This window comes from Ekhidna sp. (assembly GCF_963691765.1).
Classification (GTDB): Bacteria; Bacteroidota; Bacteroidia; order Cytophagales; family Cyclobacteriaceae; genus Ekhidna.
The window spans coordinates 1,571,150-1,592,855 of the sequence record NZ_OY829375.1; the positions used below are offsets into that span (position 1 = coordinate 1,571,150).

The 21,706-nt window shown below is 38.4% G+C and carries 19 protein-coding genes; 9 read left to right on the forward strand and 10 right to left on the reverse strand.

Annotation, left to right across the window (positions count from 1 at the left end; all coding sequences use genetic code 11):
- Positions 1–207 precede the first annotated feature (207 nt).
- The 6 genes from ACY650_RS07340 to ACY650_RS07365 all read left to right on the forward strand — a co-directional run bounded on the left by ACY650_RS07340 (position 208) and on the right by ACY650_RS07365 (position 8,484).
- Complete coding sequence (locus tag ACY650_RS07340; RefSeq protein ID WP_462253261.1) at positions 208–2,586, forward strand: efflux RND transporter permease subunit; 2,379 nt, start codon at positions 208–210, stop codon at positions 2,584–2,586.
- Positions 2,587–2,610: 24 nt separating this feature from the next.
- A complete protein-coding gene (gene ileS, locus ACY650_RS07345; RefSeq protein WP_462253263.1) occupies positions 2,611–5,991 on the forward strand; it encodes an isoleucine--tRNA ligase in 3,381 nt (1,126 codons plus the stop codon).
- Positions 5,991–6,623, forward strand: a complete 633-nt coding sequence (locus ACY650_RS07350; RefSeq protein ID WP_462253264.1) for a lipoprotein signal peptidase — start codon at positions 5,991–5,993, stop codon at positions 6,621–6,623. The genes ileS and ACY650_RS07350 overlap by 1 nt, the downstream gene beginning before the upstream one ends.
- 3 nt (positions 6,624–6,626) lie before the next feature.
- Positions 6,627–7,358 carry a DUF1835 domain-containing protein gene (locus ACY650_RS07355; RefSeq protein WP_462253266.1) on the forward strand — a complete coding sequence of 244 codons (732 nt, stop codon included), beginning with the start codon at positions 6,627–6,629 and terminating at the stop codon, positions 7,356–7,358.
- A 94-nt stretch (positions 7,359–7,452) separates the two neighbouring features.
- Positions 7,453–7,824 (forward strand): hypothetical protein, encoded by a 372-nt coding sequence (locus tag ACY650_RS07360; protein ID WP_462253268.1) that lies wholly within the window; start codon positions 7,453–7,455, stop codon positions 7,822–7,824.
- A 51-nt stretch (positions 7,825–7,875) separates the two neighbouring features.
- The gene (locus ACY650_RS07365) at positions 7,876–8,484 is read left to right on the forward strand and encodes a hypothetical protein (protein WP_462253270.1); all 609 of its coding nucleotides are present in this window, start codon (positions 7,876–7,878) and stop codon (positions 8,482–8,484) included.
- A 26-nt stretch (positions 8,485–8,510) separates the two neighbouring features.
- On the opposite strand, the gene ACY650_RS07370 is transcribed toward ACY650_RS07365, so the two are convergent.
- Both ACY650_RS07370 and ACY650_RS07375 read right to left on the reverse strand, forming a co-directional pair.
- On the reverse strand, positions 8,511–8,672 hold the full coding sequence (locus ACY650_RS07370; RefSeq protein ID WP_462253272.1) for a hypothetical protein: 162 nt from the start codon (positions 8,670–8,672) through the stop codon (positions 8,511–8,513).
- A gap of 23 nt (positions 8,673–8,695) precedes the next feature.
- Positions 8,696–9,904 carry a bifunctional alpha/beta hydrolase/OsmC family protein gene (locus ACY650_RS07375; RefSeq protein WP_462253274.1) on the reverse strand — a complete coding sequence of 403 codons (1,209 nt, stop codon included), beginning with the start codon at positions 9,902–9,904 and terminating at the stop codon, positions 8,696–8,698.
- Between the two features lie 111 nt (positions 9,905–10,015).
- Between ACY650_RS07375 and ACY650_RS07380 the strand changes: the two genes are divergently transcribed.
- Together ACY650_RS07380 and ACY650_RS07385 are read left to right on the forward strand one after the other, a co-directional pair.
- The gene (locus ACY650_RS07380) at positions 10,016–10,621 is read left to right on the forward strand and encodes a DUF6134 family protein (protein WP_462253276.1); all 606 of its coding nucleotides are present in this window, start codon (positions 10,016–10,018) and stop codon (positions 10,619–10,621) included.
- Between the two features lie 29 nt (positions 10,622–10,650).
- Positions 10,651–11,010: a LytR/AlgR family response regulator transcription factor gene (locus ACY650_RS07385; RefSeq protein ID WP_462253278.1), complete on the forward strand. Its 360-nt coding sequence runs from the start codon at positions 10,651–10,653 to the stop codon at positions 11,008–11,010.
- On the opposite strand, the gene ACY650_RS07390 is transcribed toward ACY650_RS07385, so the two are convergent.
- From ACY650_RS07390 to ACY650_RS07425, 8 genes are all read right to left on the reverse strand, one after another.
- Positions 10,994–12,931: an ATP-binding protein gene (locus ACY650_RS07390; RefSeq protein WP_462253280.1), complete on the reverse strand. Its 1,938-nt coding sequence runs from the start codon at positions 12,929–12,931 to the stop codon at positions 10,994–10,996. The two genes, ACY650_RS07385 and ACY650_RS07390, sit on opposite strands and share 17 nt — an antisense overlap.
- An 18-nt stretch (positions 12,932–12,949) precedes the next feature.
- Positions 12,950–13,903, reverse strand: a complete 954-nt coding sequence (gene ftsY, locus ACY650_RS07395) for a signal recognition particle-docking protein FtsY (RefSeq protein WP_462253282.1) — start codon at positions 13,901–13,903, stop codon at positions 12,950–12,952.
- An 82-nt stretch (positions 13,904–13,985) separates the two neighbouring features.
- On the reverse strand, positions 13,986–17,438 hold the full coding sequence (locus ACY650_RS07400) for a S8 family serine peptidase (RefSeq protein ID WP_462253284.1): 3,453 nt from the start codon (positions 17,436–17,438) through the stop codon (positions 13,986–13,988).
- Between the two features lie 196 nt (positions 17,439–17,634).
- Positions 17,635–17,784 carry a DUF4295 family protein gene (locus ACY650_RS07405; RefSeq protein WP_462253286.1) on the reverse strand — a complete coding sequence of 50 codons (150 nt, stop codon included), beginning with the start codon at positions 17,782–17,784 and terminating at the stop codon, positions 17,635–17,637.
- 2 nt (positions 17,785–17,786) lie between these two features.
- Positions 17,787–17,969: a 50S ribosomal protein L33 gene (gene rpmG / locus ACY650_RS07410; RefSeq protein WP_370088773.1), complete on the reverse strand. Its 183-nt coding sequence runs from the start codon at positions 17,967–17,969 to the stop codon at positions 17,787–17,789.
- 86 nt (positions 17,970–18,055) lie between these two features.
- Positions 18,056–19,513, reverse strand: a complete 1,458-nt coding sequence (locus ACY650_RS07415; RefSeq protein ID WP_462253288.1) for an aminopeptidase P N-terminal domain-containing protein — start codon at positions 19,511–19,513, stop codon at positions 18,056–18,058.
- 364 nt (positions 19,514–19,877) lie between these two features.
- The gene (gene rpmB, locus ACY650_RS07420; RefSeq protein ID WP_462231389.1) at positions 19,878–20,117 is read right to left on the reverse strand and encodes a 50S ribosomal protein L28; all 240 of its coding nucleotides are present in this window, start codon (positions 20,115–20,117) and stop codon (positions 19,878–19,880) included.
- Between the two features lie 60 nt (positions 20,118–20,177).
- Entirely contained in the window at positions 20,178–20,324 is a 147-nt protein-coding gene (locus ACY650_RS07425; RefSeq protein WP_462253290.1) for a DUF5522 domain-containing protein, read from the reverse strand.
- A gap of 54 nt (positions 20,325–20,378) precedes the next feature.
- On the opposite strand from ACY650_RS07425, the gene rocD reads away from it, so the two are divergent.
- Positions 20,379–21,653 carry an ornithine--oxo-acid transaminase gene (rocD, locus tag ACY650_RS07430; protein WP_462253292.1) on the forward strand — a complete coding sequence of 425 codons (1,275 nt, stop codon included), beginning with the start codon at positions 20,379–20,381 and terminating at the stop codon, positions 21,651–21,653.
- Positions 21,654–21,706 lie beyond the last annotated feature (53 nt).

The following is a 21,706-nucleotide window of genomic DNA, read 5'->3' on the forward strand; positions in this document are numbered from 1 at the left end:
ATAGCAATAAGGTAAAATGGACGACTCAGAAAATTCTATCCAACTGTAAGAATTAAATAATCCTAAAAACAAACTTCGGCATACCTTTAGCAATGGTATTTGATGAGAATTAAATAAATGTTTAAATCTTCCATTAACTAAAGATCATAAACCCCTGAAAATCTTGCCTCTAAGCATGATCTTCTTACCTTTGCGCACTATTTTATTATGTGGTCCAAACTAGCTCATACAATCCTACGTTTCCGCGTCACACTAATGGTCTTTTTAGCATTGGTGACGGTGTTTATGGGATATCAATCTCAAAACATTAAGTGGTCTTATGACCTGGCCAATATTGTACCCGAAAGTGATTCGGATATGGTATACTTCCGTCAGTTTCGAAAAACGTTTGGTGAGGATGGAAATATAATGGCGCTAGGGGTTCAAGACAGTAGCGTCTACGAGCTTGAAAATTTTAAAAAGTTTAGTGAGTTGACATACTCCTTAGAAGCTAAGGAAGGAATAAGAAATGTTTTAGGACTGCCTAATCTTCAAAAGCTTGAAAGAAACAATCAAAAAAGGATATTCGAATTAAAGCCAGTTTTTGATGAAATCCCTCAGGACCAACCAACACTTGATAGCCTTCTAGGCGGGGCAAGAAGTCTCAAGTTTTACAGTGGTCAACTTATCAATGACGAGAACGGAGCTACTCTATTGCTTATCACTATAAAGAAGGAAATACTCAATTCGAAGAATCGAGACCAACTGGTGAACTTCATTATTGATGAGGGTGAAAAATTTGAACAAGAAACTGGCATCGATGTTCACTTTGCAGGACTTCCGTATTCAAGATCTATTACAACTAGCAAAGTAAAAGCTGAGTTAAATATGTTTTTGGTGCTTTCATTGATCGTCACGGGAATAATCTTATTCTTGTTCTTCCGATCATTTAAGGCTGTATTCTTCCCACTAATCATTATCGGAGTAGTTGTTGTATGGGTGATGGGAACCTTAGCATTACTTGGCTACAAGATCACGCTCTTGACCGGTCTCATTCCACCAATTATTGTGGTAATTGGAATACCGAATAGCGTATACATGCTAAATAGGTATCACCATGAATTTAGTGAGCATGGTGATCAGATGAAGGCACTGAGTCGAATCATTAGGAAAATTGGTGTGGTGACCTTTATTACCAACCTGACTACTGCAGTAGGATTTTTTGTATTAGCTACCACTCAAATTAACGTACTTGTAGAGTTTGGAATAGTAGCCGGCATCAATATCATGGCAACTTTCATTGTGAGTATCATCCTGATTCCGGGTGTGTTCTCCCTGTACAAGCCGCCATCACAGAAACATCTTAAACATCTTAAGTTCAAACTCCTCGATTGGGTGATTAAGAAAATTGATATTGCCGTTCATAAGATGCGTCCTGCTATTTTCATTATCACAATAGCAGTAGTAGCTGTTTCAGCATTTGGATTATCAAAAATTGTAGCTGTGTCTTACATGGTCGATGATATTCCTGAAAAAAGTCCGCTAAAAAAGGATTTGAGATTCTTCGAACAAAACTTCAGTGGAATAATGCCTCTTGAAGTAATTATAGATACAGGCGCTAAAAAAGGAGTTCAGAATTTAAGAAACTTGAGGAAGATCAATGAGTTTGAAAATTTCATTTCCTCAATTGATGGGATATCTCAACCTATATCTGTTGTAAGTTTTGCCAAAGCAGCAAGACAAGCCTTTTACAATCAGAACGTGGGTTTTTATTCTTTGCCTACCAATCGAGAATTGCCATTTATCATGCGCTTTTTAAGCGAGGGAGAAACAGAGGAGCTCTCACAATCTTTTATTGACTCAACAGGTCAATTTGTAAGGGTGTCGTTAAAAATTGCTGATATAGGATCTAACAAATTAGACTCGTTGGTAAACGGTGTAATTGCACCTCAAATAGATTCCATTTTCATGGATTCTAAATTGGATGTCAATGTAACTGGCACTACCCTGATGTTTATCAAGGGCAATAAATTCTTGATTGAGAATTTGCTTACCTCAATGCTTATTGCATTCGTCATCATTGCTTTAATCATGGCGCTATTATTCAGAAACTTTAAAATGATTATCGTTTCTATTATTCCAAACATTATCCCGCTGCTAATTACGGCAGGAATCATGGGCTATTTTGGAATCCCATTGAAGCCAAGTACCGCATTGATCTTCAGTATTGTATTTGGAATATCTGTTGATGATTCGATACACTTTCTCGCGAAGTATAGACAAGAACTTTTTGCGAAGAAATTTGATGTTTCCAAAGCCATAAGCAAGAGTATTAGAGAAACTGGATCAAGTATGATTTACACGTCAATTATCCTGTTTTTCGGATTCATCATTTTCGTTTTGTCAGAATTCGGAGGAACTATTGCACTTGGGAAGCTTACCTCCATTACACTGTTTTTTGCAATGATTACTAATGTTGTGGTTTTGCCAGCGCTAATCTTACAGTTTGACAGTGGCAAACGCGACAAGACTAAGCATCCCCTAATCGAAGATATACCTGAGCTTGCGGAGGGCATTGACGATGACAAACCAAAAAAGAAAAAATAGATTCAATTACAATTTTTACTGACAGTGAAGTATCCTGAATATAAAAAAGTCAGCTATTCAGAAATAGCCAAATCCGTTCAAAAATTTTGGGAGGATAATGGGATTTTTGATCAATCAGTGACTACTCGAGAAGGTAATGACACATTCACCTTCTACGAAGGGCCACCATCTGCAAATGGTACACCTGGTATACACCATGTGATGGCTCGTACGGTAAAGGATATCTTTTGCAGATATAAAACGCTTCAAGGATATCAAGTAAAAAGAAAAGGTGGATGGGATACGCACGGTCTACCTGTGGAGCTCCAAGTTGAAAAAGAACTCGGCATCACCAAAGATGATATTGGCAAAAAGATTTCCGTTGAAGAATACAATGCCAAGTGTCGGGAAGCAGTAATGAAATTCAAAAGTGAGTGGGATGAACTTACTCGCCAGATGGGTTACTGGGTTGACCTGGACAACCCATATGTCACGTTTGAGAAAGAATACATTGAGTCTGTTTGGAATCTCCTCAAGCGACTATACGATAAAGATCTTCTTTATAAGGGTTATACCGTACAACCTTATTCTCCTGCGGCAGGGACTGGACTAAGTTCTCATGAGCTTAACCAGCCAGGCACTTATCGAGATGTCAAAGACACCTCTGTCATTGCTCAGTTTAAAGTGAAGAATAATGATCGATCATCTTTCCTTTTCGAAAATGAGGGTGAGGATGTGAGAATTATAGCATGGACAACTACTCCATGGACACTTCCATCTAACTGTGCACTCGCTATTGGTGAAAAAATAACTTACGTAAAAGTTAAAACCTTCAATCAATATTCACATGAACCTGTTTCAGTGATTCTTGCAAAGGATCTTGTAGGTAAGTACTTCTCAGAAAAAGCAAAAGATTTATCCCTTAGCGATTACAAATCTGGTGATAAGCTCATTCCTTTTGAGATCACCCAAGAATTCAAGGGGAAAGACATTCTCGAAGTAAGGTATGAGCAATTAATGCCATACGTCACCAACCAAGAACTGGAAGAAAAGGCATTTAGAGTTATCCCTGGAGATTTCGTATCTACAGATGATGGTACAGGGATTGTGCACACAGCATCAGTCTTTGGAGCGGATGACTTTAGAGTCAATCAACAAGCTGGCGTGCCATCAGTAATGATCAAGGATGAGAAAGGAAAAGACCTGCCTCTAGTTGACAAACAAGGGCGCTTCGTTAAAGAGATCACTGACTTTGCAGGCTATTTTGTCAAAGAAGAATATTACAGCGATGAAGAAAGGAGTAATCCAGACTTCAAGCCAACGGATGTTCTCATTGCTATCAAGCTGAAAGAAGATAATAAGGCGTTCAAAGTTGAAAAATATGTACACTCCTACCCACACTGTTGGAGAACCGATAAACCGGTGCTGTACTATCCATTAGACTCTTGGTTTATTAAAACCACTGCTCTGAAGGATAGACTGGTAGATTTAAACAAAACAATAAACTGGAAACCGGCTTCAACCGGAACAGGACGCTTTGGCAACTGGCTTGAAAACCTGGTAGATTGGAACTTAAGTAGATCTAGATTTTGGGGAACTCCTCTACCGATCTGGGTGACAGAAGATCGTAGTGAAATGAAGTGCATTGGCAGTATTGAAGAACTTCAGAATGAAGTTCATAAGTCTGCTGAAGCTGGTTTCATGAATGCAGACCTTCCAGAAGACTTTGATTTGCATAGACCTTATGTAGATGATGTAATTCTGGTAAGCGAATCAGGACAGAAAATGATGAGAGAGCCAGACCTTATCGATGTCTGGTTTGATTCAGGAGCGATGCCATATGCTCAATGGCATTATCCTTTTGAAAACGAAGAAACTTACAAGTCAAACTACCCTGCTGACTTCATTGCAGAAGGTGTTGACCAAACAAGGGGTTGGTTCTTTACTTTACATGCAATTGCCGTTTTGCTGAATGATAGTGTGGCATATAAAAATGTAATTGCGAATGGATTAGTTCTTGATAAAAATGGCAACAAAATGTCCAAACGATTGGGTAATGCCATCAATCCATTCGAGACGTTAGATCAATACGGAGCTGACCCAACACGTTGGTATATGATTGCCAATGCAAACCCTTGGGACAATTTGAAATTTGATCTCGAAGGTGTTGCCGAGGTTCAACGTAAGTTTTTTGGAACGCTGACCAACACTTATTCCTTCTTTGCTCTTTATGCAAATTTGGATGGCTTCCAAATGGATGAGATGAATGTAACTCCGATTGCAGATCGTCCAAGGTTTGACCGCTGGATACTTTCTGAACTTCAAATTTTAGTTAAGGATGTTACTTCATTTTATGAAGACTACGAACCAACAAAGGCAGCAAGAGCGATTCAAGATTTTGTGAATGATCAGCTATCCAACTGGTATGTTCGGTTATCAAGAAAACGGTTCTGGAGAAGTGAGCTTAATGCGGACAAAAAAGCTGCATATGAAACGCTCTATGAATGCTTGATGGTGGCTTCACAGCTAATGAGTCCAATTGCACCATTTTACTCTGATTGGCTATATAAAAACCTTTCTGATGGAATCAGAGAAGCAGCAAATAAGAATGATACGCCTCTCAAACACGAGTCTGTTCATTTGAGCCAATTGACTGTTTCGGACGAGAGTAAAGTAGATCAAAAGTTGACTGAGAGCATGCATTTTGCTCAAAACATCTCTTCGTTGGTACACTCGCTGAGAAAGAAAGAAAAAATCAAGGTTAGACAGCCATTGCAAAAAGTATTGATCCCAATACTAAAGTCAGAAGTGAAGGAGCGAATAGAGGCTGTTGAAGAGTTGATTAAAACAGAAATCAACGTAAAGGAAGTAGAATATGTAGACGATGCTTCAGGAATATTGGTGAAAAACATCAAGCCAAATTTCAGAAAATTAGGACAAGAATATGGACCTAAAATGAAAGCTATTTCATCAGTCATTAATGGATTCGGAAAGGATGAAATAGCCATGATCGAACGAGACAATTCTCTGGAAATAGACGTTGAAGGTGAAAAAATTAAATTGACGTTGGAGGATGTAGAAATTACATCTCAAGATATCCCAGGATGGCTGGTGGCTTCTGAAGGAGGCTTAACTGTAGCTTTGGATATTACAATCACTGACGACCTTCGTAAAGAAGGATTAAGTCGTGACATGGTCAATAGAATTCAAAATCTGCGTAAGGACAATGGCCTTGAAGTTCAAGATAAAATTGTTGTTAGTTACGCTACATCAGACAATATGATGAGTGATGCACTAACAGATTTCGCAGATTATATCAAAACAGAAACTCAAGCTGTATCGCTAGAATCAAAAGATTTAAGCGGCGGTGAGAAGTTTGATATAGATGGAATAGAAATTAACGTTCAAATAGAAGTAGCAAATTGATGAAGAATCAAATAGTTAAATATTTCTTAATCACATTCGTGATAATTGTACTTGACCAAGTAGTAAAGATGCTTGTATACTATAACATGGATATGGGTACGAAAGGTCAGATTATGATATTTGGCTCATGGTTTAAGCTGCACTATTTGACAAACCCTGGAATGGCATTTGGGATGAAGCTTGATTTTGTATACGGTAAGTTAATTCTAACCGTATTTCGAATTGGAGCTATGATTGCCATAGGTTATTACTTACACATGCTTATTGTCAAGAATGCCAATAAGGGACTTACTATTTGTATTGCGCTGATTTTAGGTGGAGCCATAGGCAACCTAATAGACTCCATCTTCTATGGAGTTTGGTTTGATAACGCTCCATTTGATGCGCCATCAAGATGGTTTCATGGGCAAGTGATAGATATGTTCTATATCGACATTTGGGAGGGGTATCTTCCAGATTGGATTCCGTTACTGGGAGGAGACTATATGGCTCTTTGGCCAGTCTTCAATATTGCTGATGCATCCATTTTTGTAGCCATTTGTTTCATCATTATTTATCAGAAGAGATACTTTAAAAAAGATGAAGAAGAGGCTACCGTAGATGTGAATATGGAGCAAACACTAAATGAATAAACTTTGAATCAGATACACATTCTAAACGGCGATGCGCTCAAAGAGCAATTTCCTGAGGAAGTCTCAGGAGAGATTATTGTCGCTAGAGAATGTTTGGTTCAGGGGCCAGTCCAATCCAATTCACTTGAAGAGCTGCTCAGTATTAGAGCGGATTATATTAATGAAGCTTTTGGTGAAGCAGATTATAGCAGCTCAAAAGATGAAATACTTAAGATCGCCGCATTGAATGATGGCGAGATCAATCTATGGTTTGAAGAAGACCTCTTCTGTCAAATCAATCTGTGGTTTACCTGCAGCCTACTTTATTTAAAAAACCATAAAGTGAATTTGGTAATACCTAAGGACTCATTAAGGTATGGGTTTGGAGGTCTTAGTCAGGAACAATTGGTGCAGACATTTAAAACCCGTATTTCTCTTACTCCAATAAATGTGAATCAATTTGCGATCCTTTGGTTTGCCTACAAGAAAGACCACATTGAACGACTGCTAAAATTGGGTGTCCAGATGTATTCAGATTTTCCATTTGTGATGAAAGCCATCGAAGCCCATTTTGAACGACAACCGAGAGATGGAAATCCTGGATTGCCAGAACGAACATTACGTGAAATCATTAAAGAAGAGTCAACCAATGATTTTGGTACTGTCTTCAAAGCATTCTGTGAAAGACTGCCCATCTATGGATATGGCGATCTTCAGGTTAAGCAGATCTATGATTCTATTATAGCAAATCAATAGCATTCCTTAAAATGGAATGTCGGTCACTAGTCATTTCTTTTTGAATTGCTCATCAATCAAAATTTTCACTGAGTAGTTGTGCTAAGTTTACTTCATGGAAAGCATACACATAGTAATTGGAACTTTCACACTAGCTGCTCTTATTGGTCTTTATTTATTATTCTGCGTTGTAAGAAGAAAAAAACCTAAGTATTGGATTGCACTTTTACATGCTCTTTTTGCAGTAGCAGCAATGGCGTTCTTTACTGTTTACACGCTGATTAGTCAAGACACGAACATTACATCTTTTATCATTTTCATTTTCGTAGCCTTGCTCGGAATTTATATGCTATATCGTGAGTTTTTTTCAAAGCAATCAAAGCAGTCAGAATTGGCTGCAAGCACAGTGCCCACTCCTCTTGCTTTGTTACATGCGCTAGCCGCAGTTTCAGCTTTTATCTTGCTCCTTCTATCTCAGTTTGGATAAGCTACTATATGAATTTTTTCTCCTTTAAGCTCAATTTGGATAATTTCGGATATGGCGAAATCCAAAATCGACTTCCGGCACATATTCATTGAAGCAGTTCTTATTGTATTTACAGTGTCTCTTGCTCTTGCTCTGAGTGAATGGAGAAGCTCTGTTAAAGAAGAGCAAACCAGAAAGACTGTATTAAGAAATATTATCAGCGAACTTGAAGACAATAAGGCTGACCTAGAGCAGAAAATGCCATATCACAAAGCGATGTCTGAAAAACTGAACCAATACGTTTCGTCAGATAGCTTATGGAGCACACTCAATTATAAGTCTGGAATGGAAGCGATGATTCAAATCCTGGATAGAGGTATTTGGAATCCAAAGCTGCAAAGCGGTGCTTGGCGAAGTGCAGAACTTAGTGGAGTAGTGAACTCATTCGACTATGAAACTCTTTACAAGCTTTCCAATGTCTACAGTGTGCAGGAAGAGGGCCCAGACAACACATGGAAGCAATTGGCAAAGCTTTTTGTCGATCCTGATTCTTATGATCCTTCCAATGCACGTAGACTTGCAAGCATGCTAAGCCTTGGCTTTGGCGAATTATACTCACAGGAAAGGAGTTTAATCGGATCTTATACCGAGGTGCTCAATCATCTAAAGGAAGATCTGTGACTTTTATTAAAAACCAGGTGAGATTACTAATCACAAATGTTCTCTTCCAAGAATACCATTGCTTCTGTTAGTTCTTTCATCTTGCCTGCTTTGTTGACAATCTTTTCTTCCAATCCACACTCTTCTAATATCGCATTCTGTACTTCATCAACATTCTTTTTGTAAACCACAAAGAGGAGCTGCTTCACAAATTGGAATGGCTACAGTAGCTCTACTTTACCTCTTCTGTAACAATCTCAGGTTTCCCTTCAATGGTTTTATGAACTGGGCAACGATCGGCAATTTCAATTAGTCGCTTTCTTTGCTCTTCGGTCAAGTCCCCAGTAATTTTAATCTTCCTTTTGATCAAATCGATTTTACCACTTGAATTTTCTGTGTTCTCTCCATCTTTTTTGTGGACCTTGTTATGCGTCAGCTTCACCTCCACTTCCTTCAATGGCAATTTTTTATAGTCAGCGTACATCCTTAAAGTCATGGCAGTACATGCACCAAGACCTGACAGTAAATAACCGTACGGAGTTGGACCTAAATCATCTCCACCCACACTAGGAGGCTCATCAGCAACCATTAAGTGATTACCGGCGATCACCTCAGTGGTATATCCTTTTTCTCCTATTCTTGTTAGCACTTCACCTTCGGGGACCTCCTCTTGCTCAAGCTCTTCAATATATCTAGTGGCCCAGTTGGCAATGACAGAACCGACATACTGGGCATCTCCTTCTTTGGTCATCAAATGATCCCCTCCATCCAATGAAATAAAGCTCTTAGGATGTATCGCTTCCTGGTATATTTCTTGGGCGTTGTTAATACCCACAATCTTATCCTGAGGTGAATGAATGACCAATAGTGCTTTGTGCAAGTTTTTGATTACACTACTGCCTTTCTTTTGCTCCAGGTCATCTAAAAACTGTTTCTTCATCTTAAATGTCCTTCCACCAATATTTACATCGGCCACTCCTTTGGCTTCCAGTTCAGCTCTTCCACTATCAAGTAAATGACTTACATGGTCTGGAGTTGAAGGTGCTCCAATAGTCGCGACGGCTCTTACGTTCTCCAATTCACCAGATACATGTAAAACTGCAGCTCCACCCAACGAATGACCGACCATGATTTGAGGTGCTTCGTAATGTTCTTCTAGAAACTGATAAGCTTCCTTAAGGTCAGATAGATTAGAAGAAAAGTTAGTATCAGCAAAGTCTCCTTTACTCTGTCCCAATCCAGTAAAATCAAATCGAAGAATGGCCATGCCTTGCTGTGTAAATGCCTGACTTATATGATCGACAGATTTAAGATTCTTTGAACAGGTAAAACAATGAGCAAAAAGTACATAAGCCCTTGGTTTACCAATTAATGGAAAATCTAAACGGCCCGATAACTCTAATCCGTCGGAATTTTTGAAACTAACTTTTTTGTATCTCATTGGATGAAGTTTTTTTAGTCTATCTTAAACACGGAAACATATTAAAATAATTCCTGTCTTTAAGCTAATTGATTTATCGAAGTGATAAGAAGCCTTACTATACTATTATCTATGATTGTCTTCCAGGTAGCCCTGGGACAGACAGTTCATTATGATGTAGTGAAAGGCAGCAAGAAGTTGGGAGACATGACCGTAAAAAGAAAATTATCTGAAAATCAGGTCAAATATGAAATTAAAAGTGAAGTAACATTCAGAATTCTATTTGCCTTCACTGTTGATTACGAATCAACCAGCGAGTATAAGTATGGTCAATTAATCAAAGAGTTTACTCACAACCAACTCAACGGGTCAACACAAAAAAAATCAACCATCTGGTTTGATGGATCCAAGTACACATTAGATATTAATGGAACACAAACTACAATCAATGATCATATCGATTATTCAGTAGCAACTATCTATTTTGAAGAACCGCATGATGGGAAGAAAGTATTCTCCCCTCAATTTGGTGACTACTTAACTTTTGTCAAAGTAGGTGAACATCAGTATGAAATGGAATCTCCTGACGGTTTGAATCTCTATACCTATACAAATGGAATTTGCTCTGAGGTGAAAGTAAATCGTGATTTTGCCAAATTCTATTTCAAAATAACTGAGGAGTCTCTTCGAGAGGTACAATCCAATAAGATTGTTGGTGGAACTCCATCAGTGGATTAATAGCTCAAATTTTCCTAAATTCTATCGCTATGATTACTTGCATTGCTATCGATGACGATCCATTATTTCTCCAACTGATAAAATCATATTTTGATGAATTTGAAAATATGCAGTTGTTGAGCACTCACCCAAATCCAGTTAATGGCATCATGCAAGTAGTTAAGCATAAGCCGGATGTATTACTAATCGATCTTGAAATGCCATATCTAGACGGTTTTGAAACACTCGATACACTGGATAAAAAACCGAAGATTATTATGATCTCCGCACATGTTAATCAGCCTACTAAAGAAAAGAAACTTAAGATTGACAAGTACATTAGAAAGGTCAGCTTAGATAAAAAAGCCTTATTTAAGGCAATCCGTGATGTTACTAGTGACCCGACTTAATCAAGTCTTTTTCAGTCACCTCATTTTTATCAAACAATGGTAATCTTACAATAAAGGTGGTTCCTTTGTTTTCCTCGCTTTGTGCGGATATCTCACCATTATTCATGTCCATAAACTCTTTTACAAGCTGTAATCCTAAGCCTAACCCTTTCTCACCAGCTGTTCCATATGTAGCTCCTTCTCCATTCAAATTAAAGAGTTTGTCCAGTTTGGATTGAGACATTCCCACACCAGAATCCGTGATAGAGATTTCTGCCATTTCAGCATCTAATCTGGCTTGTAAGACAATGGAACCTTCATCAGGAGTAAACTTTATACTATTGTTAATAAGGTTCCTAAAGATGGTGTGAATACTATTTCGGTCAACCCATAAAAAAATCGGCTCATTTATTTCGGAGGTTAAGTGTATCTGCTTACCATTAGCCATATTAGAAAACATACCAATGATCTCTTCTATCATATCGGATATATCTACTTTCTCTGGAACATTTGGAAAATGACCTTGCTGCTGCATCGCCCAATTAAGTAAATTGTCTAGAAGGTTCGATAAGCGCTCAACGGAAGTTTCCATATGATCTGCCATTTCGAGAAGCTGCTTGGTATCTTTTTCTTTTACGAAATGACGAATCAATCCACTTACCCCAAAGAGTGAACTAACTGGGCCTCTAAGGTCGTGAGAGATAATTGAGAAGAATTTATCCTTCGTTTCATTCAGTCGCTCAAGTGCCACCTTTTGTCTCTTTAAAACTCTATTGGTTTTAATCTTAGATCGATAATAGATAAATATTACTATCACAAGAATGGCAAACGCAAATACAATTACTGTTGCAGTGACAATAACAGCTTGCTGATTTTTTTGCTGAGCCTTTAAAAGCTCAACTTCAGATTCTTTTTGAGCTAATTCAAACGCGGACCTTTGATTGGCCATTTGACGAATCACATTTTTATTCTCTATTGAGTCTGCTAATTCAGAATAAACTAGATGGTATGCTAGTGCATCTTTATATTTTCCTTTTGATTCCTTGATTTGATAAAGAAGGAGGTTCAAATCTCTATATAGCTCTGATAAACCATACGTGTCAGCAAGGTTCAATGCTTCCAACGAGTTCTTTTCAGCTTTAGAAACTCTACCTAATTCAAATTCAATTTGTCCTAAGAATTTCAAGAAGTCGGCGATGGCATAATAGTCATCCATCGTTCTTAAGCTTTCAATGCTATTATTCAAAGCCTCGATTGCAATCTCTTTTTGACCAAGTGCGGCTTGCGTGATTGCCATGTTACCTCTAATATATGCTAAAAGAGATGTTCTTCTGGTAGGATTAATATCAGAATAATTAGATACTAAGTGGTCTGCTTCCATTCCATACATTACCGAAGAATCCAACTCATTGATGGTGTAGTAATCATAAGCTGTGTTGAGCAATGCAATGGAAAGATTTAGTGTATCCTGCTGCTTTCTAAATATGCTGATAGTTCGATTCGAAAACTGGACAGAGGTTCTAATATCTCCCTGGCTAGCGTACGTTGCTGCAATCTCTCCAATAGATGATCCAATTAGTTTTTCGTCATTGTTGTTTTCCGCAATTTCCAGAGAAGCCAATAGGTGTTTTAAGCTCTTGGAAAGGTCTCCCATAAATCGATATCCTACACCAAGTTGCAGTTCGGCAGAATGTTCGAAGAAATACAATTCATTTTTTTGAGCCAACTCAAGAAGCTCGTTTGCATACGCAATTTTTTGGTACGTTTCGGGCTCTTCTGCCGTAATGGACCTGAGTATTGTCAATTTATCTTGAATGTTCTTGGTCGAGCTATACTCGATTAGAAGGCTGTCTAAAACAGGTGTTTGACATATTAAATCAAACGGAGATATGACTAGTAAGAAAACTAAAAAGGAGTTGAAAAAGAGTATGAGCTTTTTCATGTAGCTACAAGGTAGCTCTTAATTTTTGAAAAATGAATCAACAAATTCAGTCTTATTGAAAACTTGTAAGTCTTCAACCTTTTCACCCACTCCGATGTACTTTACCGGAATCTTAAACTGATCCGATATTCCAATAACAACTCCACCCTTAGCAGTTCCGTCTAGTTTAGTTATAGCTAACGAACTAACGTCTGTTGCTTTGGTAAACTCCTTAGCCTGAATGAATGCGTTTTGACCTGTACTCCCATCCAACACAAGCATTACATCATGAGGTGCCTCTGGAATAAATTTTTGAACGACATTTTTGATTTTCGAAAGCTCATTCATCAAATTCACTTTGGTATGTAGTCTTCCAGCGGTATCAATTATTACAACATCTGCATTCTCCTCTTTACCTCGTTTGGCTGCCTCGAAAGCTACAGCTGCTGGGTCGGTATTCATTCCTTTGGAAACAACTGGAACACCTACTCGCTCACCCCACATAATTAGTTGATCGACTGCTGCTGCTCTAAATGTATCAGCGGCGCCAAGTATTACATTCTTACCTAAAGCTTTAAACTGGGAAGCTAGCTTACCAATAGTTGTAGTTTTTCCTACGCCATTTACTCCAACGACCAAGATTACATACGGTCCTTCTGTTTGTGGAATATCGAAATCAACTAGATCTTCTGTATTATTCTCAGACAGCAGGCCGGCTATTTCTTCGCGAAGAATTCTGTTTAATTCAGAAGTATTTAGATACTTATCTTTTGCTACACGCTCTTCGATACGATCGATGATCTTAACAGTTGTATCTACGCCTACATCAGAAGTAATCAGTACTTCTTCCAACTCATCAAGGACATCTGCATCCACCGTAGACTTACCAACAACTGCCTTATTGAGTTTGGTAAAGAAATTCTCCTTAGACTTTTCTAATCCCTTGTCTAGTGATTCTTTTTTCTCTTTGCTAAAGACGTTAAATATTCCCATCGTGAGGCAAAAATAGAACGAATTAAAACAAAAAAAGACACCCGTTGTCTGGGTGTCTTTTTAATTAACTTTTTAATAAAAGCTATTGCTTAAGAATTCTATATGATTCTGTGTCATCCTCAAGCTCTATCTGCAAAATGTAGAGACCCGTTTGAAGCCCAGTCATATCTATTTCTTTGATACCAACCCCACTCTCTAATAAAGTACCAGATAGACTAACCAATCTAACAATGGCTTCTTCTGGCATTCCATTCATCCTTAAAACATCCTGTACTGGATTTGGATAAAATTCGAGATCTGATAAATCGAAATCGTCTTCGTCCTCGATGAGTGGCTTATTAGTTCTTGCGATGATCGCAGAAGCACCACCTACAGAACATCCAGTAATAACAACATCATCTATATATACCCAGTCACTGTTACCAGAAGCATCACATCTAAATCTCAACTGAGTGTTTGATGAGAATGGACCGGTAATCGTAACGGCATCGTTTTCTCTTACATTGTTTACAAACTCATCCCCTTGATTCCACTCCTCTACAGTTGTGAAAGATGAACCACCATTGGTTGAAACTTGTAACCAAAAGTCTTCATTTGCATTGTCCATGCTTCTAGCTAAGTAGCTAAATGAAACTGTTATATCATCGAATGAACTCAAATCAATATTATCGGTAGTCATCGTGGACGTTGAAGTATTGTCTCTTAGTCTGATACTGTATGTTCCATTTGAATAGGCTGCATCATTGGCACTTCTTCGGGCATCCGATCCACCGTCATTCCAAATACCCCATCCTGATTCAAAATCATTCGAATCCACTGTAACGTTTGAACATCCACCTGAAGGAGTATCAGTTGTAACATTACCCGACGCTTGACTTGAAGTGTTACCTGCAGCATCGAATGCTTCAACTGCTACATTATAGGTAGTCGATGCCGATAATCCTGTAACAGATGCAGATGTACCTGCTACTGTTCCAATTGATGATCCATCGAGATAAACATTATATCCAGTGACACCAACGTTGTCCGAAGAAGCATTCCAAGAAATATCAAACGATGAAGTAGTGATATTTGAAGCGCTAAGTCCTGTCGGAGTGGAAGGAGCTTGAGTATCTCCTCCTCCAGATCCGTCTGTCGTCAATGATAAATCATCAATCGCTATATCACTTGACCAGCCATTTCCAGTTGTTCCTACAAATCTCAATCTAACAACTCCTCCCGCATAAGCATCAAGGTTAACATCTACGGCGTTCCATTGATTGCCTTGGTTACCAGATAAGCTCCACAGGCTAGACCATGTTTGATCATCTACTGATAATTCTAATGATAGTGATCCCACATTTGATCCAAACAAATGATTTTGGAACGAGAATGTAGCACTGCTCGCACTACTTAGATCAAAACAATCACTTTCCAATATTGCTGTAGCATTGTTTCCAATTTGACCTGGACTGTTGTTTGTAGAAGCTTCTAAGAACAAGAAATATGATCCTTCAACCGCAGATGTTGGTCCAGTATTGTTGGAAGGAGTATTTGTATTCGTTCGGTACCAATCACCATCATCTCCACCTGCTTGAGTCCATCCTGCTCCTGACTCAAATCCTTCAGAATATGGATATGAGGTTACCGATGAAGAACAACTAAGCGAAGCAGCATCTGTATTAACGTTTATAGAAGAAGATTGCGACGACTCATTTCCTGCTGCATCTACTGCAGAAACAGCTACTGAATAACTTGTGCTTGGAGACAAACCAGTAACTGATGCAGATGTTCCTGTTACAGTCCCAATTGAAGATCCATTTAAATAAATATTATATCCTGTAACACCTACATCATCAGAAGAGGCATTCCAGTTAATGTCGAAAGAAGTTGATTGGATATTTGAAGAAGCTAATCCAGTAGGTGTGGATGGTGGAGTATTGTCAACTGCGCCACCTGCTGCAAGCACCGCCTGATAAGCATTGACTCTTCCATGACCATATTCATTATCAAATCCTGAAGGACCGATATCATCAGCTGTAGAATAAAGTATATTCTCAACTTCCGCTTTTGTTAGCGCTGGATTTACTGAAAGTACCAATGCCGCTACACCAGCAGCAATTGGAGTTGCTCCAGACGTACCTCCAAATCCATCACTATAGTTGCCAGAAAACCATCCGGCACTACCTTCTCTATCAATAGTAACTAAGTCATGAGCAGTGCTAATTAGCTGACCTTGAGCATTAAACTGCCAATCGTCATTGCTTGGTGCAACAAGATCCAAAGTAGGACCATAATTACTAAAATTACTTCTTGCACCATCACCTGAAATTCCTCCAACTGCTGTTACCGAAGTAAGATCTGCTGGATAAGAAACACAAGTGTTAAAGTCATTACCTGAAGCTACCAATATGATACATCCAAGTCCGCCCCTACCGTTAGTAGCTGCGTTATTAAAAGCAGATGTAATAGAAGATAAGTTAGCGGTACATGATGTAAAGCCCCAAGAATTGGATAGTACATCAGCTCCATTATTTACCGCCCAATTGATACCATCAGCAACATCAGCATTGGAAGTGTTGGGAGCGAAAATATTTACACTAAACATGCTTACACCAGGCGCTACTCCTCTTACTCCAGTCTCATTATGAAGCGCTGCAATAAGTCCAGCACACTGTTGACCGTGCCCGTCTGTAGATAATGACGGATTTCCGTTTCCTCCATTTGCAGGCGTATAACCAGGCAACAAAGTAGCCATGTCTTCATGGTTCTCAACGCCATCGTCAATTACAGCAACAGTAACATTAGTTCCAGTTGAAATTCCCCAAGCTTCTGGCGCATCAATATCTGCGTCATTTAAAAGTGCTTTTCCACCAAGGTCTGTTCCTCCAGTGTTATTCAAATGCCACTGATACTGGTAAAACGGATCAATTCTTCGTAAAATCTCCATTTTAAAATCAGGCTCTCCCCAATCTAGCAGTCCTCTATCATTGATCGCATGGATAAGATCGAATTGTTTACTTATCTGCTCAACCTCGAAAATGAATGTATTAGCATCCGTTAGATTCTTCACGAATTCACCTCCGTTTTTGGTGATGATATCTTGTACTTGTCCAAGATCTACACCATCCTTTAGGCGAATCACAACGCGCTTAGTTAACCAAGCTTGCATTCCATCAACTTGAAATGCAGGAAGCACCTCATATGCTCCATCAAGGTTAATGTTATTTAAAAATGTCGCTCGTTCTCTCTCATTTCTGATTGAACTAAACCCTTTGGATGATTTGATTTGAATCATGCCTTTTAGATCCATCACATTTATGTCTGAATCTGAAAGTTGGGTATTGGTTCTAGATAAAGTGCTTTTGAATCTATTGTTGGCGTCACTACTGATACCATCTTTAAAATAAATTGCCATTGCACTGTGATCAGCTTCAATGAATACTTTCCCTTGAGAGGAAATGTAGTAAAGCTCTGAATTGTTGGATGTCCAGTCTTGTCCTTTGGCAACAAACGCCACAGCAAGACAGACAAGTAGGTAAAACTGTCTTCTCATACGATTAGGAGTTAGGTTTTGAAATACGATTAGTTATTCAATAGTACTAATTTCATTCCTAATTTTACCTATATGGCAGTGATTAATTTGGGTAAACATTAAATATTCAGAATATTCAATGCAATTTATTATCAAATGAGAATAAAAAAACCGCATAACGGTCGTTATGCGGTTCGTTCTTTTAGGATTTAATTTCTTATTTACCCAACGTATCTTTTACGTCACCTTCAAGGACCATTTCCTCTCTGTATGTGTAAGATCCGTTTTCGCCTTTGATCGCTTTGATCACTTTGGCATACTTAGCACCACCTGGTTGCTTTAGAGTTGCTACTACTTTCTTTGCCATGGTTACTTAATTTCTTTATGTACTGTATACTTTCTCATGATCGGGTTGTATTTCTTCAACTCAATTCGATCAGGAGTGTTTTTTCTGTTCTTGGTTGTGATGTATCTGCTTGTACCAGCTAGACCACTGTTTTTGTGCTCTGTGCACTCAAGAATTACCTGGACTCTATTTCCTTTCTTCGCCATTTTATTTTGTCTTTTCCAAAAAGGAGTGCAAATGTAGTTGAATTAGTTGATTATAAAAACGTTAACTCAGCTATTTTTCCAAATATTTATTCTCCCTTATCATCACTCCCCAGTTCGGGAAGAACAAAAGAATCTAACGGGCTTGGCTGCTTCATTAACTTTTCAATTTCATCACTCTTGCGAGGAGCCAAATCAGATAGTAATTCATTGCCATCTTCAGTGATTAAAATGCAGTCTTCAATTCGCACTGCAATTCCCCACCACTTCTCATCACAAGCAGCTCCTTCAGGAATATAAATGCCCGGCTCAATGGTAATTACCATTCCTGCCTCTAGCTGATCATAATTACCCTTATCATGAACATCAAGTCCAATATGATGGCCCAAACCATGCGGGAAATATAAATGCCTTTGATCTCCGCTCTCAATGATCCCTAATTCAACCAGACCTTCATTGATTATTTTTCTTGCTATCGCTGCATCCAAATCTCTTCCAATATTAACCCCTGGTTTTGCGGCTTTGATGGCTTCATTCTGAGCCTTATAAACAAGATCATAAATGGCTTTTTCTTCCTTAGAAAATTTTCCATCAATCGGAATAGTTCTTGTCACATCAGCAGTATACCCATGATATTCAGCTCCTAAGTCCATTAATATCATCTTGTCACTTTTAATTTCAGGCTGATGATTCTCTACGTAGTGCAGGATACAACCATTATTTCCGGCTCCTACTATGGAAGGATACCCTTCGTACTCTGCTTGATACTTTTTAAAAACAAATTCATGAATTCCTTGAACCTCACGTTCGCTCATTCCTGGCTTCATCGCTTTCATCACCTCAGCTTGGCCAATGCAGGAGATATCAACCGCTTTTCTCAACAATTCAATTTCTTCAGGAGTTTTTATACCTCTCAAATCCTTCATAATTTGATCGAGCGTCTCCATATCTAGGTTGTTTGCTGCTGACTCAATTCTCAAATCCCCTTCAGATGGATAGCCAGCTTTTTGCTTAAATGACTTTATTAAATCATATAGATCTCCTTCTGCTCTTGTATCCCTTACATCATTGAAGAAATCATAGAACAGAACCTTATCAAATTTTGCAAAGTCAATATTGTAGCCTTCAAATTCTGTGTTATTGAAAACCTGGTTGAATTCGAGTTTTTCTTTTACCCCAGTAATACCCAACCTTCGCCCTGTCCACATTTCCGCCATTGCATTGCGAGGTTGTACAAAAATTATTTCATCATAATTTGAATCAGGACCTTCTTGCTCTTCTTTAAAAATCATCAATACCGCATGAGGCTCTCTGTAGCCAGTTAGATAATAGAAATTTGGATCTTGGTGATATATGAAATCAACATCATTTGCGCGATTTCTTACTGGAGCGGCAAAGAATACAGCTACTGAATTATCAGGCATCTTATCTCGTACTAGTGTCCTTCTTTCAGCATGAAATTCACTTTTTAAAAAATCATCAGGTTCATTCTGGGCAAGACCACTAATTGTAGTAGCTAAAAGAACTAACGATAATAGCTTCTTCATAAATAATATACTTTAGGTGCATTAAATATACTATTGATAAAATCCACAAGTTTAAATTGTCTTCAATATCGACTTAATTTATTGATGAATGGAATTAAGGTCTGGTGAAGTACTTCAATATATCCCGGGCCGGTGCCGCCCAAATCGGATTTAAATTAAGAAATCTCCTACGGAGTGAAACAACTAATATGGAGTACGGTAAGACAAAAACTCCAAAGGAATCTATGAACCCATCACCAAAGATTAACAGCAATGTAAATGGAATTGATAATGCTATGTAGAAAAATATCCTGTTCACCTGATCAAAATGCACAAAAAAACCCCGACATAATTGCCGAGGTTCTAATTTCTTTAAGAATCAATATTATTTGATAACCATGCCATTTGCTCTTGCTTTCTTAAGCACAGCAGTGATACCATTTTTATTGATCGTTCTAAGCGCAGAAGTAGATACTTTCAAAGTAATCCACTTGTCCTCTTCAGGAATATAGAATCTCTTCTTTTGAAGATTCGGATTGAATCTTCTTTTCGTTTTATTGTTGGCGTGAGAAACATTGTTTCCTACTTGTGGCCTTTTACCGGTTATATCGCAAACTTTTGACATCTTTCTATCCCGTTTTCAAAAATGGAGTGCAAATATCGGGATTTCAATTCAATATGCAAACTATTGTTTGACATTTTCATGATTATATGGGCAATGCAAACAACCATTACCACAACAATAGCCTCTCTTCAGGTGAAATTTCTCCGTAAAGACTACCAATCCTTGTTCATTTGTGTAAAAATCCTCTGATTCTGAACTTTGTTTCAATTGCTCCTACGCGGTTAAATTGTTAATCTTGCATCTTATATAAACAGCAAAATTATGTTAGAAAATAAGACAATGTCGAGCGAAGACCTAATCAAGCTTGAAGATAAACACGGAGCACACAACTACCACCCCCTTCCGGTTGTTCTAGCAAAAGGTGATGGAGTACATGTTTGGGATGCAGAAGGCAAGCAATATTATGATTTTTTATCTGCCTACTCAGCGGTAAATCAAGGACATTGTCACCCTGCTATTGTTGGTGCAATGACCAAACAAGCAGAGACATTGACGCTAACATCAAGAGCATTTTATAACGATGTACTTGGGAAGTATGAAAAATTCATAACAGAGTACTTTGGATTTGATAAAGTGCTCCCAATGAATACTGGTGCTGAAGCTGTAGAGACAGCTATCAAACTTTGTAGAAAATGGGCTTATGAGAAAAATGGAATTGACGAAAATAAGGCGCAAATAATTGTTTGCGATAATAATTTTCATGGTAGAACTACTACCATAGTATCTTTCTCAAATGACCCTGTTGCAAATAAAAATTTCGGACCTTACACTCCAGGCTTTACTCGAATCCCATACAATGATCTTGGGGAATTAGAAAGGGCTTTACAACAGGATAATATTGCTGGATTCTTAGTAGAGCCAATTCAAGGAGAAGCTGGTGTGATGGTACCTGATGCAGGTTATTTAAAGGCTGCTAAAGAATTATGCCATAAACATGGAGTACTTTTTATTGCTGACGAAGTTCAAACAGGAATTGGTAGAACCGGAGCCTTATTAAGAGTATGTGGAGATTGCTCATGTGCGGGGCACTGCGAAAAACAAGAAACGTATACGCAGCCAGATATTCTAATTCTTGGTAAGGCACTATCTGGTGGAGCATACCCTGTATCTGCGGTATTAGCCAACGATTCCGTAATGGAGGTAATCAAACCGGGGCAGCATGGTTCAACCTTCGGTGGAAATCCTGTGGCAGGAGCGGTTGGAATTGCTGCATTGAACGTCATCCGCGATGAAAAACTTACGCAAAATGCAAGAAGGCTTGGCGAGATTTTTAGAGATCGAATGAATCAAATGATAGAGAAATCAAACTTGGTTTCTTTAGTAAGAGGGAAGGGCCTTTTAAATGCTATTGTTATCAATGACGATGAAGAAAGCTCTACAGCATGGGATATATGTGTTAAGCTCAAGGACAATGGACTTTTAGCTAAACCTACACACGGTAACATCATCCGGTTTGCTCCTCCTCTTGTAATGACAGAAGAGCAGCTTCATGATTGCTGTGATATCATAGAAAAGACTATCGCTGATTTCGAGTAATAACCACTCATAAAGTTCTCTTTGTGATGCTATATGTAAATGGCTACCTTGAT

Coding starts and splice junctions, on each gene's coding strand:
- ACY650_RS07375 (WP_462253274.1), bottom strand. CDS start 9,904: ATGAGATACAAAAAAGTTAGTTTCAAAAATTCCGACGGATTAGAGTTA.
- ACY650_RS07340 (WP_462253261.1), top strand. CDS start 208: ATGTGGTCCAAACTAGCTCATACAATCCTACGTTTCCGCGTCACACTA.
- ACY650_RS07380 (WP_462253276.1), top strand. CDS start 10,016: ATGATTGTCTTCCAGGTAGCCCTGGGACAGACAGTTCATTATGATGTA.
- ACY650_RS07390 (WP_462253280.1), bottom strand. CDS start 12,931: ATGAAAAAGCTCATACTCTTTTTCAACTCCTTTTTAGTTTTCTTACTA.
- ACY650_RS07350 (WP_462253264.1), top strand. CDS start 5,991: ATGAAGAATCAAATAGTTAAATATTTCTTAATCACATTCGTGATAATT.
- ACY650_RS07405 (WP_462253286.1), bottom strand. CDS start 17,784: ATGGCAAAGAAAGTAGTAGCAACTCTAAAGCAACCAGGTGGTGCTAAG.
- ACY650_RS07365 (WP_462253270.1), top strand. CDS start 7,876: ATGGCGAAATCCAAAATCGACTTCCGGCACATATTCATTGAAGCAGTT.
- ACY650_RS07415 (WP_462253288.1), bottom strand. CDS start 19,513: ATGAAGAAGCTATTATCGTTAGTTCTTTTAGCTACTACAATTAGTGGT.
- ACY650_RS07385 (WP_462253278.1), top strand. CDS start 10,651: ATGATTACTTGCATTGCTATCGATGACGATCCATTATTTCTCCAACTG.
- rpmG (WP_370088773.1), bottom strand. CDS start 17,969: ATGGCGAAGAAAGGAAATAGAGTCCAGGTAATTCTTGAGTGCACAGAG.
- rpmB (WP_462231389.1), bottom strand. CDS start 20,117: ATGTCAAAAGTTTGCGATATAACCGGTAAAAGGCCACAAGTAGGAAAC.
- ftsY (WP_462253282.1), bottom strand. CDS start 13,903: ATGGGAATATTTAACGTCTTTAGCAAAGAGAAAAAAGAATCACTAGAC.
- ACY650_RS07360 (WP_462253268.1), top strand. CDS start 7,453: ATGGAAAGCATACACATAGTAATTGGAACTTTCACACTAGCTGCTCTT.
- rocD (WP_462253292.1), top strand. CDS start 20,379: ATGTTAGAAAATAAGACAATGTCGAGCGAAGACCTAATCAAGCTTGAA.
- ACY650_RS07400 (WP_462253284.1), bottom strand. CDS start 17,438: ATGAGAAGACAGTTTTACCTACTTGTCTGTCTTGCTGTGGCGTTTGTT.